The 17,257-nt window shown below is 61.1% G+C and carries 13 protein-coding genes; 2 read left to right on the top strand and 11 right to left on the bottom strand.

Annotated elements, in window-relative coordinates; all coding sequences use genetic code 11:
• The first annotated feature begins 11 nt into the window (after positions 1 to 11).
• Positions 12 to 404 (top strand): 4-carboxymuconolactone decarboxylase, encoded by a 393-nt coding sequence (gene pcaC / locus P3C29_RS27580; protein ID WP_275965932.1) that lies wholly within the window; start codon positions 12 to 14, stop codon positions 402 to 404.
• Here pcaC and P3C29_RS27575 read toward each other — a convergent pair.
• The 8 genes from P3C29_RS27575 to P3C29_RS27540 form a co-directional block, all read right to left on the bottom strand.
• Positions 401 to 1,300: a polysaccharide deacetylase family protein gene (locus tag P3C29_RS27575; RefSeq protein WP_201121948.1), complete on the bottom strand. Its 900-nt coding sequence runs from the start codon at positions 1,298 to 1,300 to the stop codon at positions 401 to 403. The two genes, pcaC and P3C29_RS27575, sit on opposite strands and share 4 nt — an antisense overlap.
• Positions 1,301 to 1,431: 131 nt before the next feature.
• On the bottom strand, positions 1,432 to 2,562 hold the full coding sequence (locus P3C29_RS27570) for a hypothetical protein (protein WP_201121531.1): 1,131 nt from the start codon (positions 2,560 to 2,562) through the stop codon (positions 1,432 to 1,434).
• A gap of 176 nt (positions 2,563 to 2,738) precedes the next feature.
• Positions 2,739 to 3,989, bottom strand: coding sequence for an OprD family porin (locus P3C29_RS27565; RefSeq protein ID WP_275965931.1), 1,251 nt, complete (start codon positions 3,987 to 3,989; stop codon positions 2,739 to 2,741).
• A gap of 156 nt (positions 3,990 to 4,145) precedes the next feature.
• Positions 4,146 to 5,765, bottom strand: a complete 1,620-nt coding sequence (locus tag P3C29_RS27560; protein WP_275965930.1) for a J domain-containing protein — start codon at positions 5,763 to 5,765, stop codon at positions 4,146 to 4,148.
• Positions 5,766 to 5,777: 12 nt separating this feature from the next.
• Positions 5,778 to 7,475, bottom strand: coding sequence for a molecular chaperone HscC (locus tag P3C29_RS27555; protein WP_275965929.1), 1,698 nt, complete (start codon positions 7,473 to 7,475; stop codon positions 5,778 to 5,780).
• 284 nt (positions 7,476 to 7,759) lie between these two features.
• Positions 7,760 to 9,217 (bottom strand): AdeC/AdeK/OprM family multidrug efflux complex outer membrane factor, encoded by a 1,458-nt coding sequence (adeC, locus tag P3C29_RS27550; RefSeq protein ID WP_275965928.1) that lies wholly within the window; start codon positions 9,215 to 9,217, stop codon positions 7,760 to 7,762.
• The gene (locus P3C29_RS27545; protein ID WP_010176666.1) at positions 9,214 to 12,375 is read right to left on the bottom strand and encodes an efflux RND transporter permease subunit; all 3,162 of its coding nucleotides are present in this window, start codon (positions 12,373 to 12,375) and stop codon (positions 9,214 to 9,216) included. The genes adeC and P3C29_RS27545 overlap by 4 nt, the downstream gene beginning before the upstream one ends.
• A gap of 3 nt (positions 12,376 to 12,378) precedes the next feature.
• Complete coding sequence (locus P3C29_RS27540; RefSeq protein ID WP_010176665.1) at positions 12,379 to 13,527, bottom strand: efflux RND transporter periplasmic adaptor subunit; 1,149 nt, start codon at positions 13,525 to 13,527, stop codon at positions 12,379 to 12,381.
• A gap of 265 nt (positions 13,528 to 13,792) precedes the next feature.
• Between P3C29_RS27540 and P3C29_RS27535 the strand changes: the two genes are divergently transcribed.
• Complete coding sequence (locus tag P3C29_RS27535; protein WP_003219798.1) at positions 13,793 to 14,425, top strand: TetR family transcriptional regulator; 633 nt, start codon at positions 13,793 to 13,795, stop codon at positions 14,423 to 14,425.
• A gap of 231 nt (positions 14,426 to 14,656) precedes the next feature.
• Here the strand turns inward: P3C29_RS27535 and P3C29_RS27530 are convergent, their stop codons facing one another.
• From P3C29_RS27530 to P3C29_RS27520, 3 genes are read right to left on the bottom strand one after another with little or no spacing between them, the layout of a single operon-like run.
• The gene (locus P3C29_RS27530) at positions 14,657 to 15,712 is read right to left on the bottom strand and encodes an alkene reductase (protein ID WP_010176664.1); all 1,056 of its coding nucleotides are present in this window, start codon (positions 15,710 to 15,712) and stop codon (positions 14,657 to 14,659) included.
• Between the two features lie 26 nt (positions 15,713 to 15,738).
• Entirely contained in the window at positions 15,739 to 16,905 is a 1,167-nt protein-coding gene (locus P3C29_RS27525) for an MFS transporter (protein ID WP_010176663.1), read from the bottom strand.
• 13 nt (positions 16,906 to 16,918) lie between these two features.
• The gene (locus tag P3C29_RS27520) at positions 16,919 to 17,233 is read right to left on the bottom strand and encodes a helix-turn-helix transcriptional regulator (RefSeq protein ID WP_010176662.1); all 315 of its coding nucleotides are present in this window, start codon (positions 17,231 to 17,233) and stop codon (positions 16,919 to 16,921) included.
• Positions 17,234 to 17,257: the final 24 nt, after the last annotated feature.

Genomic DNA, 17,257 nt, shown 5'->3' with positions numbered 1-17,257 from the left:
AGGAGCGTTTTGTGGACGAGAAACAACGTTATGCCGAGGGCCTGCAAGTGCGCCGCGAAGTGCTGGGCGACGCCCATGTCGACCGCAGCCTCAATGCCCTGACCGAGTTCAACAGCGAGTTTCAGGAAATGATCACCCGCCACGCCTGGGGTGATATCTGGACCCGCCCAGGCCTGGCGCGGCATACCCGTAGCCTGATCACCATCGCCATGCTCATCGGCATGAACCGCAGCGAAGAGTTGAAGCTGCACCTGCGCGCCGCCGCGAGTAACGGCGTGACCCGCGCCGAGATCAAGGAAGTGCTGATGCAGAGCGCGATCTACTGCGGGATTCCGGCGGCCAATGCGACGTTTCATCTGGCCGAGTCGGTGTGGGATGAGCTGGGGGTTGAGTCGCGCAGTTAATGCGAGTCAGCGTCCCACACCCAATTCCATACGCCCGGCAGGTGCACCACTTCGTCGGCGTCCTTCACCGTGCGCGCCATGGCGGCGCGCTGCAAGGCGGCCCGGTCGGTGTAGAACGGCTGCGGGGCGACTGGCACGCCATTAATGCGCGCACTGTCCATCAGGATTTGCAGGTATTCCTTCAGGTGCCAGGCGGTGTAGCGGTTGATGTCGTGAAAGGTCACCACCACCGGGATCACACCGTCCACGGTCGGTAACTCACCCTTGGCAATGCGCTCGCGCAGTACCGACAACTGGCGGATCAGGTTTTCCCGGCGCCGGGGGCTGCCATTGAAGACCCAGATCACCCCGTCGTTTGCACTCAAGTCTGTGAGCAATACGTGCAGGCCATGCTGCTGGTACGCGGCGAAGGTGCGTTTGTCGTAATTCCAGAACGGCGGGCGCACCAGTGTGGGCGGCTGGCCGGTGATGGATTCAAGGGTCGATGAACCCAGGCTGAGGTAGTGTTCCAGTTCAACCGGATTCTGCGAGCGATGATTGCTGTGCCACGGGGTCGCGGTGTGGAAGGCCAGGATATGGCCGGCCGCGTACTCACGCTCCATGGTCTTGCGACCCCGAGGGTTGCCGCCGGAGCGGGGCGCCTCGGTCTGCAAAAAGAACACCGCCTTGATGCCCGGCTGTATCGGGTTATTCGCCAGGTCAGCCATCACCGAACGGCTCGGGTTCATAAAACCCGAGGCGCTGGGGCCGTCATCGAAGGTCAGTAAAAAACGAATCGGCGCCTCGGTTTTCAGGCGTTGTTCGGTCTGCGGTGTCAGGGCCAGGGGCGGACTGATGCAGCCGCTGAGGCTCAGGGCCAGGACCAATAGGGCCGATACGGCGGCGAAGGGTTTCATGGTGTACGGCGGACTCGAAAGACGTTGGCTGCGGGTTTCGGTCATCCATGACACGCGCGCACCATACAGCAAGTTCGTCGCAGTTTTTTGCCAGGCTGACGAGCGCGCACAGCCTGGTCACTCAGGCGGTTTTAAACCGGGGTGTAGTTCTGGTTTCTATATTGTTGGTCCTGCTTCGTTTCTTCCGGGCCGGAGACAAATCCACCGCCGGTATAAACCGTCCCCGACTTGTCCGCGCCCAAGTTGATATAAGAGAAGTTTTTAACGTTCGAGTCGATGGTGACGTTATCGCTACCTTCCTGGGTTTGGAGAAACAGTCGCGATTGTCCGGTGGGGTCATTTTTGACGGGTAGCAAAAATGACTCCCCATTGATATTGGCCATTAATGAACCATCGGCGGCGGCACTGATGCGAACCTTGTCATCACCGTTGCCTGTCTTAATTTGTGTGACACCATCCCCGGGCCGGTCGGAGTGCTTGTTTTGATCATATGAAATGGTTACATCGCCCTTCTTGAAGACCCGGCTATCACCCTCTTGCTTCATTTGGGAAGCCACCGGGATAGCGTCTGCCTCCGAAAACGTTTTTTTGTCAGAGGATTCAGGTGCGGACGTGTAGCCATTTCGGCCTGATACACGATGATCATCGTTGAGGCTGATCTGCGTTTCGAACCAGATATTTTTGGCGACGTTTACTTGATCTTTCCCACCGTTGGTTTTTATTTCAAGCAGCCCAGCCATTGCACCCACGTTTTCGATGGGGAGCTCGTAGGCTTTTCCATTGATTTCGGCCACGATGCCCCCGGACTGTAGGGTCTTTATCTCAACGTGATCGTCCTGATTACCCGTTTCGATGGTGACCTTGTTTCGCGGGGTAGCCGTGCCGTTGAAGCTTCCCTGGTGCATGGGCGACGAGGTTATTTTGACATTGCCATTGTCAAATTCGTGGGTCACGGGAGCTCCACTCGCAGACCTGGGCACGTTGACAAGATCGGTCCAAACGAATTCGTTGGCGCGGTACTCGTTACCGGGTGGTGTGACAGCGGGTTTTGCGGGTGGTGGGGTCGCGTCGTACTTGTGTTGAGTGAAGTGACCGGAAGAGTGAGATCGGTGCCGTTGGCGCTGGCCAGCTTCCTTGTTGTGGGGCGGCTCCTGATGGGCGCTCTGGTGGTGTGAGGTGCTTGCCGTATGTTTTTCGTCCAGTTTTTGTCGCCAGTCATTCCAGGAGAATGGACTTGGGTTGCCTGAAGTTACTGTCGTCATGGTGTTGCTCCATCTTGCAAACATTAAGTGAAGTGTTGGTCGGAACAGGTTGTTATTGGTGCAACGATGGAGTTGGTTCATTTGGGGTTGTGTCATTTCCCTACCGACCGTAGGGGAAAAATTTTCAAATAGGTGAGCGTTTTCCCAGTGCAGTCACAACCATGGGACTTCCAGCATTAGAGCAGCGAGATCGGGTAACTGACGATCAACCGGTTTTCATCAAACTCATTGTTGTTGTAGTCCCGGCGCATGCTGGAATTGCGCCAGCGCACATTGAGGTCCTTCAATGTTCCGCTCTGCACCGTGTAGCCCACTTCACTTTCCCGGCCCCATTCCCGGCCGTCGGTCACCGTGCCGCTGTGTACGTTGCTGCCGCTGATATAGCGGTTCATCACCGTCAGGCCTGGAATGCCCAGGGCGACAAAGTTGTAGTCGTGGCGCACCTGCCAGGATTTTTCCTGGGCGTTGTCATAGCTGGCGTTGTAGCTGTCGTTGGCCAGGGTGCCGCCGCTGGTGCCGTTGACCCGCATCCAGGCGCTGTTGCCGGTGAGTTTTTGCAGGCCGATGTAGAAGGTGTTGCCACCGTATCGGGCCGAGAACAGTCCGGACCAGGTCTTGTTGTCGAGGTCGCCGGCGCGGGCGCTGCCGTCGTCCTTGCCGTAGAAGAACCCGAGGTTGGCGCCCAGGGTCCAGTCGCCCACGGGCTGGCTGTGGATCAGGTTGAGGTATTGCTGGCGGTAGATGTCCTTGAGTTGGGCGTTCCACACGCCGATCTGGGTGCGCTTGTCGTTGAAGGCATATTCGCCGCCCTGGAAGTTGAAACGGTCGGAGGTGAAGGCGGTTTTTCCGAACATCGACATCTCGGTCATGCTGCTGTCGTCCCGCGGGCTGTTGGCGCGGAACTGGCCACCGTAGAGGGTCAGGCCGTCGATCTCTTTGGAGGTGATCTGGCCGCCGCGCAGGGTTTGCGGGAGTGAGCGGCCGTCATCGGAGCGCAGGATCGGCAGCACCGGCATCCACTCGCCGACCTTCACTTCGGTCTTCGAGATCCGGGCCTTGAACGCGACGCCCAGGCGACCGAAGTTATCGGCGGGCCGTCCGTCGTGGTCCAGCGGCAGCAGTTGGGTGCCGCCGGTGCCGCGCCCGCCGTCGAGCTTTTCCGAGTACAGGCCCAGTACGTCCATGCCGAACCCGACGGTGCCCTGGGTGAAGCCGGACCTGGCGTCGAGAATGAAGCTCTGGGTCCACTCCTGGGCGCCGCCCTGGGCCTTGGTCGGGTTGGTGAAGTTACGGTTGAAGAAGAAATTGCGCAGGTTGAGGTTGGCGCTGGCGTCTTCGAGAAAGCCGTGTTCTTCGGCGAGCACGGGAAGGGCGAGACTGGCAACAGCGGTCGCCAGCAATAGCTGGCGCGGGTGAAGAATGCTCATGGCGTTAGACCTGTTGTTATTGGGGTTATGCAGGTGCGGGCCATGGTGCGGGGCGGTGCGGGGGCGTTTCAATTGGGGGGAAGCGGGTTCTGGGCGATGATCGAACGCAAGTTGCGGGGCCGGCCCCGGGGAAGGGCCGGCCGGCGTTTCGGGGGATTACAGGCGGGAAGCGGTGAGGCTGGTCCAGGGAAAGGCGGGCAGGTATTTCTGGCAGGCGAGGGTTGCCGCCACCATCACGATCAGGAACCCCACTTGCAGCGGGCTCCAGTAGCCCCAGTGCAGGCCGCAGATCCACGGCCATTTCTCATTGAAGCTTTCGCTCACTTCACCTATGCGCCGGCGGTGAAACAGGCTGATCAGAATCATGCCCAGGTAGCCCAGCATCCCCATCAGCCCCAGCACGAAGCCGAACATCAACAGCATGCCCACTTGCGGGATGCCGTGGCGCAGCACCAGCCAGTATTGGTGAGGGTTGAAGCGTTTGGGCAACAGGCGTTCGCTCAGCCACAGGTCCGGGACGATCAGCCGGGACGTGAAGGCGGCCCATAACTGGGTGCCACGAATGGCGATCATGGCCGGGATGAAGGTCAGCAACATGAACATGACCATTTCGGCGACCAGCGTGGTTTTTTTCTGCTGATAAAACGCCAGGCCACTGGCGATGGCCAAGCCGCCCCACACCCGGGCCCAGCTCTGATAAGAGACGGGACGCGGCAGGAACTTGCGCCAGAAAAACACCTCGGGCTGGGGCAGCCGCTCCAGCAATTGCGGGTAGCGCCAGGCCAGGGTTTCAGACAGATGCTGGCAGGCGTTCCATTCGTTGCCGCCAAACGGGTCCGTGAAGCGATGCTGCTGCGTGGCGGACATGGGCGTCAGCAACAACCGCGCCGCCAGGACATCGGGTGAATTGCGCGGACCCTCCTTGGCTTTGGCCAGCAGGTTGTCGTAGAAGCTTTCCTGCTGGCAGCGCTCCAACAGGCCGGTCCACATCCATTCGGGCTCCGGGTGCACACCTTTCTGGTCGTCCCAGCCAAAGGCCTGGGACACCCGCTCGAACAGCGGCACGCTCCACTGGGTGTCGTGGAGCAATTGCAGGACGATGCGTTGCCACTGTTGCTGCAGGTCGAACACCCGCAGCCAGGGTTGTTGGTTGTAGGCCTTGAGTTGGTTGACGAACTCGCGCTCGGCCTTTTGTTCCAGCCGTTCGTGGAGCGCCTGGCGGTATTCCTGGAGTAGCTCGTTGGTGAGTGCTTCGTGCTGCCAGGGCGTCATCACCACGCTCTGCCACGGCGTCAGCCACTCCAGATGGTGCACGGCCCAGGCGGCAATCGCACCGCGTTCGCCAGGGGTGTCGAAGCAATGGCGCAGCAGGGCCGCCTGGAAGGCATCCGCGCGCAGTTGCTGCTGCGCCTGCTCCCAGCGTTCGTTGAGGTTGGTTGCGGTCAGCCCTTTGATCAGGGCGTGTGCGCGGCTCTGCTCGGGCGGTGGCTCGAACGGGGCAGGGCTGACGGGGCGTGCGTCGATAAAGTCCGAGTACTCATTCAGGTCGCCGTGGGCCAGTTCGGCCACCGGGGCTTCAATGACGTCGGCTTCGTCCTCTTCATGCTCGGCCCGCCAGCGTGCGATGTTCAGCGCCTGTTCGTAAGCCTCCCGCAGGCGCTGGAAGCCTTCGGCGTCGTCATCCGGGCGGCAGCTTTTGAGCAGGCGCGCATAGCTGCGCTTGATGCTGCGTTCGTCGGCGTCTTCCGGCAGTTGCAACACTGTCCAACATTCCATGTCGCAGGCTCCCTAGCGCCAGATGCCACTGTCCAGTTGTTCCAGTTGCCGGGTGAGTTCAGCGCGCGCTTCACGGATGCGGCGTTCGTCCTGGGTATTGAGCACTTGCTGAAACTGCGCCGCCCAATGGCCCAGTTGTTCGCGCAACTCCCCGAGGTTTTCCTGGTACAGCCGCTCCAGGCGGGCGGTCAGCACGGTGTTGACCTGTTGGTCCCTGGGGTGAATCTTCAGCAGCGCCAGGGCTTGCAGGCGTTGCTGGATTTCGTGGGCGGTCAGTACGCCGGGGTTGTTCTCGATGACCAGCGAGTGTTGCTCGCCCGTCAGCGGAATACTCACCTGGGCTTCCAGCAGGCCGTTGTTGTCGTAGGTGAAGCGCACATCCAGCGAGACTTCGCCGGCCTTGCGCTTGGGCACATCAATCTCCAGTTCGCCGAGCTTGATGTTGTCTTTCACCAGGCGGCTTTCACCCTGGAAGATTTTCAGCAGTACCTGGGTCTGGTTGTCGTGCATCGTGTGCACGGTTTTGACGCGGCTCACCGGCACGCTGCTGTTGCGCTCGATCAGCGGCAGGTAATGGCCGCTTTCGATCTGGTTGCCATACTGGGTCGAGGTTTCGATGCCCAGGCTGTAGGGGCAGACGTCGGTCAGCACCACTTCTTCCAGCGCCGCCGAACGTGCCTTGAGCGCGGCCTGAATTGCAGCACCGTGGGCGACGACCTGGTCAGGGTCGAGGCTGATGGACGGGAAGCGCCCGAACAGCCCGGCCGCCAGTTTGCGCACCAGCGGCATGCGCGTGGTGCCGCCCACCAGCAGGATTTCGTCCAGGTCGCCGACCCGGATGCGCGCGTCCCGCAGCGCCCGTTCGATCGGGGTGCGCAGGCGCTCCAGCAGCGGCGTGAAGAGCTTGGCCAGTTCCTGCTGGGTGATGGTGTGGGTCCATTGCTGGCCGTCCACCCGCAACGTGAATTCGGCGCTGTCGTCCTGGCCGAGGGCCTTGCGCACGCGTTCGGCTTCGCGCCGCAGGGGTTGCAGCACCGACGCACGTGGCGGGAAGCCCTGGACGTTGCGCTGGCTGTCGATGAAATGGTCGAGCAGCAGGGTGTCGAAGTCTTCGCCGCCGAGGAAGTTGTCACCGGCGCTGGCGCGCACTTCCATGACCCCGTCGAACAGCTCGATGATCGACACGTCAAAGGTGCCGCCGCCGAGGTCGAACACCAGGAACGAGGTTTCCTTGTCCCGCTGGTGCAGGCCATAGGCGAGGGCGGCCGCAGTGGGTTCGTTGATCAGTTTTTCGATGTTCAGCCCCGCCAGCTCACCGGCGATGCGGGTGGCCTTGCGTTGGCCGTCGCTGAAATAGGCGGGCACGCTGATCACGGCTTCCGTGACGGTGTGGCCGTACGTGCGCTCGATGTCTTCTTTCAGGCTTTTGAGCACCAGCGCCGAGAGTTCTTCCGGGCGTAACAGCCGGTCGCCCAGGCGCACTTCAGTGGCGCTGCCCATGTAGCGCTTGAACAACGAGGTGGTCAGCTGCGGGTGAGTGTGCAGCCGCTCGCGTGCGGCCTGGCCTACCAGGATGCGGCCCTGGTCATCCAGCCCGACCACGCTTGGGGTCAGGAACTGGCCAAGGGCGTTGGGCACCAACTCGGTGGTGTCGCCGCGCCAGACGGCGGCAAGGCTGTTGGTGGTCCCCAAGTCGATTCCTACGATCATTACGACAAGCTCCCTCTGTGGTCTGTAAGAATCTGTTACCAATTTTACCCTGATGTCCGGCGCGAAACGCAACCCGCATCAGAGCAGTGCCGCTTCCGGATCTGTAATGCACTCCCCTATGGGAGCCGGGCTTGCCCGCGATGCAGACGACGCGGTCTGCCAGAAACACCGCAGCGATCCCATCGCAGCCTCGCCAGGGCTCGCCAGCTCCCACAGTTAATCGGTGTTGCAGGCATAAAAAAACCGCTTCCCGAGGGAAGCGGTTTTTCTGAGTTACGGGGCTATCAGAACAACTTCAGCGCCGGTGCTTCTTCTTTCAACGGTTCATTCTTCGCGGTTTGCTCGTTCCAGCCACCACCGAGGGCCTTGTACAGGTTGACCTCGCTGTTGAGCTGCGCCAGGCGGTCGGTGATCAGCGATTGCTGGGCACTGAACAGTTGGCGCTGGGCGTCGAGGAACGTCAGGTTGCTGTCGACACCAATGCGGTAGCGACGCTCGGCCAGGCGGTAGTAATCCTGGTTGGCCGCGACGAAGCCACGTTGGGCGTCCAGTTGCTGCTTGTAGGTCTCGCGGGCGGCGAGGCCGTCGGAGACTTCCTGGAAGCCGGTCTGGATCGCTTTCTCGTAGTTCGCGACGTTGATCTCTTTCTGGATTTTCGAGTAATCCAGGCTGGCGCGCAGGCTGCCGGCGTTGAAGATCGGGATGTTGATCTGCGGTGCGAACGACCAGGTACCCGAACCGCCCTTGAACAGGCCGCCCAGCGTCGGGCTTGCGGTACCGGCGCTGGCGGTCAGGCTGATGCTCGGGAAGAACGCCGCCCGTGCCGCGCCGATGTTGGCGTTGGCCGCCTTGAGGTTGTACTCGGCCTGCAGGATGTCGGGACGACGTTGCAGCAGGTCCGACGGCAGGCCGGCCGGTACTTCGCTCAAGAGGTCGTCAGCCAATGGCCGGCTGACGATATTCGCCGGCAGGCCGGTGCCCAGCAGCAGGGTCAGGCTGTTTTCGTCCTGGGCCACCTGGCGGGTGTAACGCGCCAGTGCAACCCGGGCGTTTTCCACCGAGGTACGGGCCTGGCTCAGGTCCAGGGCCGACGCCACGCCGACTTCGTTGCTGCGGGAGGTGAGCTTGAAGCTCTGCTCGTACGCGCCCAGGGTGTCCTGGGTGAGCTTGAGCAGTTCCTTGTCGGCCTGCCAGGTCAGGTAGGCATTGGCCACGCTGGCCACCAGGCTGATCTGGGTGGTGCGACGGGCTTCTTCGGTCGCGAAGTATTGTTGCAGCGCTTGCTCGCTCAGGCTGCGCACGCGGCCGAACAGGTCCAGCTCATAAGAGCTGATCCCCAGGCCCGCCGAATATTGGCTGGTGATGCCTGCTTCGCCGGTCTGCGACAGTTTGGCCGGGGTACGCGAACGGCTGCCGCTGCCGGTGGCCGAAACCGCCGGGAACAGGTCGGCACGCTGGATCTGGTACTGCGCGGCATACGCGTCGATGTTCAGGGCCGCGACACGCAGGTCGCGGTTGTTCACCAGCGCGGTCTGGATCAGCTGTTGCAGGGCAGGGTCATGGAAAAACTGCTTCCAGCCTTGCTCGGCAGCGGCCTGGCTCGGCGCCTGGGCCGACGAATACGCCGGCCCCTGCGGGAACTGCGCGGCTACCGGCGCTTCAGGGCGCTGGTAGTCCGGGATCAGCGAGCAGCCACTGAGCACGAATGCCGTGACAGCTAAGGAAAGTAGCGACTTGCTCATTGGCCAGCCTCTTTAGGAGTTTGCTTGGGTTCAGTCTTTTTACGTTCGCCAGCGGAGGACACGGTTGCGAAGAACAGCGGTACCCAGAAGATCGCGAGGACCGTGGCGGTGATCATACCGCCAATTACGCCCGTACCGATGGCGTGCTGGCTACCTGAGCCGGCACCGGTGGAAATCGCCAGGGGCAGTACGCCGAGCATGAACGCCATGGACGTCATGATGATCGGTCGCAGACGCATGCGGGATGCCTCGATGGCCGACTCGACGATACCTTTGCCCTGTTCGTGGAGCTCTTTTGCGAACTCCACGATCAGGATGGCGTTTTTCGCCGCCAGACCCACCGTCACCAACAGGCCCACCTGGAAGAACACGTCGTTGGACAGTCCCCGCAGGCTGGTGGCGATCAGGGCACCGATCACACCCAGCGGCACAACCAGAATCACCGCGATCGGGATCGACCAGCTTTCGTACAGTGCCGCCAGGCAGAGGAACACTACCAGCAGCGACAGGGCGTACAGCGCAGGCGCCTGGGAACCGGACAGGCGTTCTTCGTACGACAGGCCGGTCCACGAGTAGCCGACACCGGCTGGCAGGTCCTTGGCAATGCGTTCGACTTCCGCCATCGCATCACCGGTACTGTAGCCAGGCGCCGGGGTACCGAGGATTTCCATCGCCGCTACACCGTTATAGCGCGAGAGTTTCGGCGAACCGAAGATCCACTTGCCCGAAGAAATGGCCGACAGGGGCACCATCTTCCCGGACGTGCTGCGCACGTACCATTTGCTCAGGTCTTCCGGAGACATCCGGCTGGCGGCGTCACCCTGTACATACACCTTCTTCACACGACCACGGTCGATGAAGTCGTTGATGTAGCTGCCACCCAGGGCAATTGCCAGGGTCTGCTGGATGTCTGCCAGGCTGATGCCCTGGGCGCTGGCCTTCTCGTCGTCAACGGTCAGCTCGTACTGCGGCTCATCGTTCACGCCGTTGGGGCGCACGCCCGCCAGGATCTTGCTTTGTGCTGCGGCACCGAGGAACTGGTTACGCGCGTCCATCAACTTCTGGTGGCCGACGCCGCCCTGGTCTTGCAGGAACACGTCGAAGCCGGTGGCGTTACCCAGTTCGAGTACCGACGGTGGCACCACGGCAAATACCATGGCGTCCTTGAAGGCCCCGAAGAAGTAACCCTGGGCGCGCTTGGCAACCTCAAATACCGACTGGGTCGAATCACGCTCATCCCACGGCTTGAGCATCACGAACGCGAGGCCCGAGCTCTGGCCACGACCGGCGAAGTTGAAGCCGTTTACGGTAAACACCGATTTAACCGCTTTGCCTTCGCCTGGCTCGCCTTCCTTGTCGTTCAACAGGTAGGCGCGCATATCGTCGATGACTTTCTGCGTACGTTCAGCCGAAGAACCCACTGGCGTTTGTACCTGGGCAAAGATCACGCCCTGGTCTTCCTCTGGGAGGAACGCGCTTGGAATGCGGGTGAACATCCAGATCATGCCGGCGAGGATCAGTACATAGACCAGGAACGCCGGGAACTTGTGCTTGATCATGTTACCGACGCCGCGCTCGTAGCTCAGAACGCCACGGTCGAAGGTACGGTTGAACCAGCCAAAGAAGCCGCGCTTGGGTTGGCCGTGTTTTTCCGGGTCAATCGGCTTGAGCATGGTGGCGCACAAGGCCGGGGTGAAGATCAGCGCAACCAGTACCGACAACGCCATCGCCGAAACAATGGTGATGGAGAACTGCCGGTAGATCACACCGGTGGAACCCCCGAAGAACGCCATTGGCAGCAGTACCGCCGACAGTACCAGGGCGATACCCACCAGGGCACCCTGGATCTGGCCCATGGACTTGATCGTCGCCTCCTTGGGCGACAAGTGCTCCTCGGCCATTACCCGCTCGACGTTCTCCACCACAACGATCGCATCGTCCACCAGCAAGCCGATGGCCAGGATCATGCCGAACATGGTCAGGGTGTTGATGGTGAAGCCGAACGCCGCGAGGATCCCGAAGGTACCCAGCAATACCACTGGTACCGTCATCGTGGTGATGATGGTGGCGCGGAAGTTCTGCAGGAACAGGAACATCACCAGGAACACCAGTACGATCGCTTCGACCAGGGTGTGAACCACACCGGAGATCGATTCGGTCACCACCGGGGTGGTGTCATACGGCACCACAGCCTTCATGCCAGGCGGGAAGAACGGTTCGAGGGACGCAACCGTTTCGCGAATCGCCTTGGCGGTGTCCAGTGCGTTGGCACCGGCTGCCAGCTTGATCGCCATACCGGATGCCGGCTTGCCGTTGAACTGTGCACTGATGCTGTAGTTCTGGCCGCCCAGTTCGATACGCGCAACGTCACCCAGGCGAACCTGGGAGCCGTCGGAGTTGACCTTCATCAGGATATTGCCGAACGCTTCAGTGGTTTGCAGACGCGTCTTGCCGATGATGGTGGCGTTCAACTGAGTGCCGGGCAGGGCAGGCAGGCCGCCCAATTGGCCGGTAGCCACCTGGACGTTCTGCGCCTGGATGGCGTTGCTGACATCCACTGGCGTCAGCTGGTAGTTGTTCAACTTGGCCGGGTCGAGCCAGATACGCATGGCGTACTGGGAACCGAACACCTGGAAGTCACCCACACCGGCGGTCCGGGAAATCGGGTCCTGGATGTTGGAAACGATGTAGTTGGACAGGTCATCCTTGGTCATGCTGCCGTCTTCCGACACCAGACCGATCACCATCAGGAAGTTCTTCACCGACTTGGTAACGCGGATACCTTGCTGCTGTACTTCTTGTGGCAGCAGCGGGGTCGCCAGGTTGAGCTTGTTCTGTACCTGAACCTGGGCGATGTCCGGGTTGGTACCCTGGTTGAACGTCGCGGTGATGGTCATGCTGCCGTCGGAGTTGCTGTCCGAGGCGACATAACGCAGGTTGTCGATACCGTTGAGCTGTTGCTCGATAACCTGCACCACGGTGTCCTGCACGGTTTGTGCAGACGCGCCCGGGTAGGTCACCTGGATATCAATGGCGGTTGGCGCAATGGCCGGGTACTGGTTGATGGGCAACTTCAGGATCGACAGTGCCCCGACCAGCATGATCACCAGGGCAATTACCCAGGCGAAAATGGGACGGTCGATAAAAAATTTCGACATGAATTACTCCCCTTGACCAGCAGCGGCAGCAGGAGCAGCAGCGGAACCGGCGGGCTTGGCGTTATCCGCGTCCTTGACCTTGACTTCGATGCCCGGCTTGATGAATTGCAGGCCTTCGGTGATCACGCGGTCACCGGCGTTCAGGCCTTTTTCCACCAGCCAGTAGGCGCCGGTAGTCCGGTTGGCGACCAGTACACGCTGCTCGACCTTGTTGTCCTTGTTCACCACCAGCGCGGTCGGGATGCCCTTCAGGTCGCGGGTCACGCCTTGCTGTGGTGCCAGGATGGCCTTGCTGTTCACACCGGCTTGCAATTGCGCGTGCACAAACATGCCCGGCAGCAGGGTGTGGTCAGGGTTCGGGAACACGGCGCGCAGGGTCACGGAACCGGTGGTTTCGTCGACCGAGACTTCGGAGAATTCCAGCTTGCCTTCCACGCCGTAGTCGCTGCCGTCTTCCAGGGTCAGCTTGACCTTGGCCGCATTGTCGCCGGCTTTTTCCAGTTGGCCGCTTTCCAGGTCGCGACGCAGTTTCAGCATCTCGGCGGAGGACTGCGTGACGTCAACGTAGATCGGGTCCAGTTGCTGGATCACTGCCATGGCGTCGGTCTGGCCATTGCTGACCAGCGCGCCTTCGGTCACCGAAGAACGGCCGATACGCCCGGAGATCGGGGCGAAGACCTTGGTGTAGCGCACGTTGATCTGGGCCGTTTGCAGGTTGGCTTCAGAGGTCATGCGGTTGGACACGGCAGTGTCGTATTCCTGACGGCTGACCGCTTGCTCATCGACCAATTGCTTGTAGCGATCGGCAATCGATTTGGTCTGGGCCAGGTTGGCCTGGGCGCTTTTCAGGGACGCGTCATACACCGACGGATCGATCTGATAGAGCTGCTGGCCTTCTTTAACGTCGCCGCCTTCCTTGAACAGGCGCTTGAGAATGATGCCGTTGACCTGAGGGCGAACCTCGGCAATGCGGTAGGCCGTGGTGCGGCCTGGCAGCTCGGATGTCAGGGTAAAGGCTTGAGGTTGAATAGTGACCACGCCGACCTGAGGGGTTTGAGCGGGCGGAGCCGCTTCTTCCTTTTTACATCCGCTGAGCAGCGATGCCAGGGCGACGGCAGTAACCAGGGCGGTAACAGCTGGCTTAAGTTGCATGAAGATCCTCGGGTCAGGCGCGCAGAGTGCGCACAAGAAGTGTGGAAGGGTAAAAAACAGGCACTGAGTGGATAAGTAGCTTGCTACGCAATATACTTACGTTCATGGTTGTTTGTAAACTCTTGACAGGCTTCGCGGAATGTTGACAAAGCACCGTCCAAAGCCTCGATTCTAGTACGTTCGGCGCCCATGAAGGCGTCGTCCCACAATTATTCAGATGGTCGTTTCCGGCCACCCCAAGTGTCCTGATTGAGGTTTTACTGCCATGGTTCGTCGTACCAAAGAGGAAGCTCAGGAAACGCGCAGCCAGATTCTTGAAGCGGCCGAGCAAGCCTTTTACGAGCGCGGGGTTGCGCGTACCACGCTGGCGGATATCGCCGCGCTGGCCGGCGTGACGCGCGGTGCCATCTACTGGCATTTCAGCAACAAGGCCGACCTGGTGCAGGCGATGCTCGATACGCTGCACGAGCCGCTGGATGAGTTGGCCAGGGCCAGTGAGAGCGAGGACGAGGTCGATCCGCTGGGTTGCATGCGCAAGCTGCTGATTCATCTGTTCCATCAAGTGGCCCTGGACCCGAAGACCCGGCGCATCAATGAGATTTTGTTTCATAAGTGCGAATTCACCGATGAAATGTGTGATCTGCGCCGTCAGCGCCAGACCGCCAGCCTTGAATGCAACCTGCGCATCGGGCTGACCCTGCGTAACGCGGTCCATCGCGGGCAGCTTCCGGAGAATCTCGACACCGTGCGTGCCGCTGTGTGCATGCACGCCTATATCGACGGAATTCTCGGCCAATGGCTGCTGGTGCCCGATAGTTTTCAGTTGGCCCAGGACGCAGAGCGATGGGTCGATATCGCGTTGGACATGCTGCGCTTGAGCCCTGGCCTGCGCAATTAAGACAAAATGCGTAATTGCGACCAGTTGTGTCAACAATAAAGGCCAGGGCAGGGCAATCAGCCTTTTCCCTGAATTTATGGGGTGACGTTATATACGGGCTGGCGGGTGGTTGATAGGTAGTTGGCTAAGTATTTTGTAGCAATATTGTTGCAAGGCTGTGAAGGAATGTTTCCTGCGGCCCATAAAAAAAGCCCCGGCTCTCGCAAGCCGGGGCTTTTTCGTTTCAGCCGATTACAGGGCCAGGGTCGGATAGTCGATGTAGCCGACCGGGCCTTTGCCGTAGAACGTCTCTGGATGAGCTTCGTTCAGCGGAGCATCGGCCTTCAGACGAGCCGGCAGGTCCGGGTTGGCGATGAACGGCACGCCGAACGCGACGGCGTCTGCCTTGCCCGAGGCCAGCCAGGCGTTGGCGCTGTCCTTGGTGAAGCGTTCGTTGGCGATGTAAGGACCGCCGAAGGCTGCTTTCAGTTGTGGGCCGAGGCTGTCGCCCGCTTCCTTTTCACGGGAGCAGATGAACGCGATGCCACGCTTGCCCAGCTCCTTGGCGATGTAGGTGAAGGTTTCCGACAGGTTGGCGTCGCCCATGTCGTGGGAGTCGGCGCGCGGTGCCAGGTGCACACCTACACGGCCGGCGCCCCACACTTCAATCACCGCGTCAGTCACTTCGAGCATCAGGCGTGCGCGGTTTTCCAGGGAACCGCCGTAGTTGTCAGTGCGCTGGTTGGTGCTGCTTTGCAGGAACTGGTCAAGCAGGTAGCCGTTTGCGCCGTGAACTTCCACGCCGTCAAAACCGGCAGCCTTGGCGTTCTCGGCGCCCACGCGATAAGCGTCGACGATGTCGGCGATTTCAGCGATTTCCAGGGCGCGCGGGGTAGGGTAGTCGGCCAGTGGGCGCACCAGGCTGACGTGGCCTTTAGGCTGGATGGCGCTTGGCGCGACCGGGGTTTCACCATCAAGGTAGGACTCATGGGAAATACGGCCCACGTGCCACAGTTGCAGGAAGATCTTGCCGCCCGCGCCGTGTACGGCCTTGGTCACGTTGGCCCAGCCGCGCACCTGGTCGTTTGACCAGATGCCCGGGGTATCCGGGTAACCCACGCCCATTGGCGTCACGGAGGTGGCTTCGCTGAGGATCAGCCCGGCGGAGGCACGTTGTACGTAGTACTCGGCCATCAGCGCATTCGGCACACGGCCGGCGTCGGCACGGCAGCGGGTCAGCGGCGCCATGATGATGCGGTTCGACAGTTCCAGGTCGCCCAGCTTGATGGGATCGAAAATAGTCGTCATGGGATAACACCCTTCTCTTTAGTTGATCAGTTGGTCGCGGGGGCCAGGTCGGCATCGCCGGTCTGACGGAAAGTAATCAGGGTCACCAGCAGGGCGAGCACCGCCAGAGCCGCAGCGGCCAGGGGCACGCTGGTCAGGCCGAAACCATGGGCAATCACGCTGCCGCCTACCCAGGCGCCGAGGGCGTTGCCGATGTTGAAGGCGCCGATGTTCAAGGTGGACACGAGGTTGGGCGCCGCCTTGCCGAAGGTCACCACGTTGATTTGCAGCGCCGGTACGGCGGCAAACGAGGCGGTGGCCCAGAGGAACAGGGTGATTTCAGTCGGGATCACGGCGACGCTGGTCCAGGTCAGTACCGTGGACACCACCGCCATGCTGATAAATACGCCGATCAGGGTGGCGGCCAGGCGTTTGTCGGCCAGCTTGCCGCCGATGATGTTGCCGACGGTCAGGCCCAGGCCGATCAGCAGCAGGGTCCAGGTCACGCCTTTGGGCGAAACACCGGTGACATCCCCCAGCAGCGGCGCGACGTAGGTAAAGAGGGTGAACATCGAGGCGGCGAACAGCGCGGTCATGCTCAGCGACAACCAGATCCCGGCACCCTTGAGGGCGGCCAGTTCGGCGCGCATGTCGAGTTTCTCCTCGTCACGCTTGGCCGGCAGGAAGCGGATCAGGCCGATCAATGCGATCACCCCAATCACCGTCACTGCCCAGAAGGTCGAGCGCCAGCCGGCTTCCTGGCCCAGCGCAGTACCCAACGGCACGCCCAGCACGTTGGCCAGGGTCAAACCGGTGAACATCAATGCCACGGCTGAAGCGCGCTTGTTGGCCGGCACCAGGTTGGCCGCAACCACCGAACCGATACCGAAGAAGGCACCGTGGCAGAGCGCCGTGACCACACGGGCAAACATCAGCACGTTGTAGTCACTGGCCAGTGCGCAGAGCAGGTTGCCGATGATGAAGATGCCCATCAACGCTACCAGGGCGGCCTTGCGTGGCAGCTTGGCGGTGGCCAGTGCCATGAACGGCGCACCGATGGCCACGCCCAGGGCGTAGCCGGTCACCAGCCAGCCGGCGCCGGGAATCGATACACCGAGGTCGGTCGCCACATCGGGCAACAGCCCCATGATGACGAACTCGGTCGTACCGATGGCGAAGGCGCTTAAGGCCAGGATGAGTAGCGAGAGAGGCATTGTCGGGTCCTTGTTACAGCGGTGTGCTGAGTTCTTCGGTGAGCGCTTTGAGGAAGGCTTGGATCACCTCCTCATTGCGTTTGAAAAAGTGCCACTGGCCCGCCTTCTGGCTGCTGATCAGCCCTGCCCGTTGCAGGTTCGCCAAGTGCGCCGACACGGTGGACTGCGACAGGCCGCAGCGCTGGTCGATCTGCCCGGCGCAAATACCGTGCTCGTGGTTGTGGATCTGCTCGGGGAATTGCACTTTCGGGTCTTTCAGCCAGTTGAGGATGTCTCGCCGTACTGGGTGCGCCAGGGCTTTTATTATTTCGTCGAGGTCGATGGACATGGCAGTGATGCTCGGGTTTGTAAA

Origin of the sequence: Pseudomonas sp. 1912-s (assembly GCF_029269205.1) — a bacterium.
Classification (GTDB): domain Bacteria; phylum Pseudomonadota; class Gammaproteobacteria; order Pseudomonadales; family Pseudomonadaceae; genus Aquipseudomonas.
This window is presented reverse-complemented; position numbering and strand designations above follow the sequence as displayed.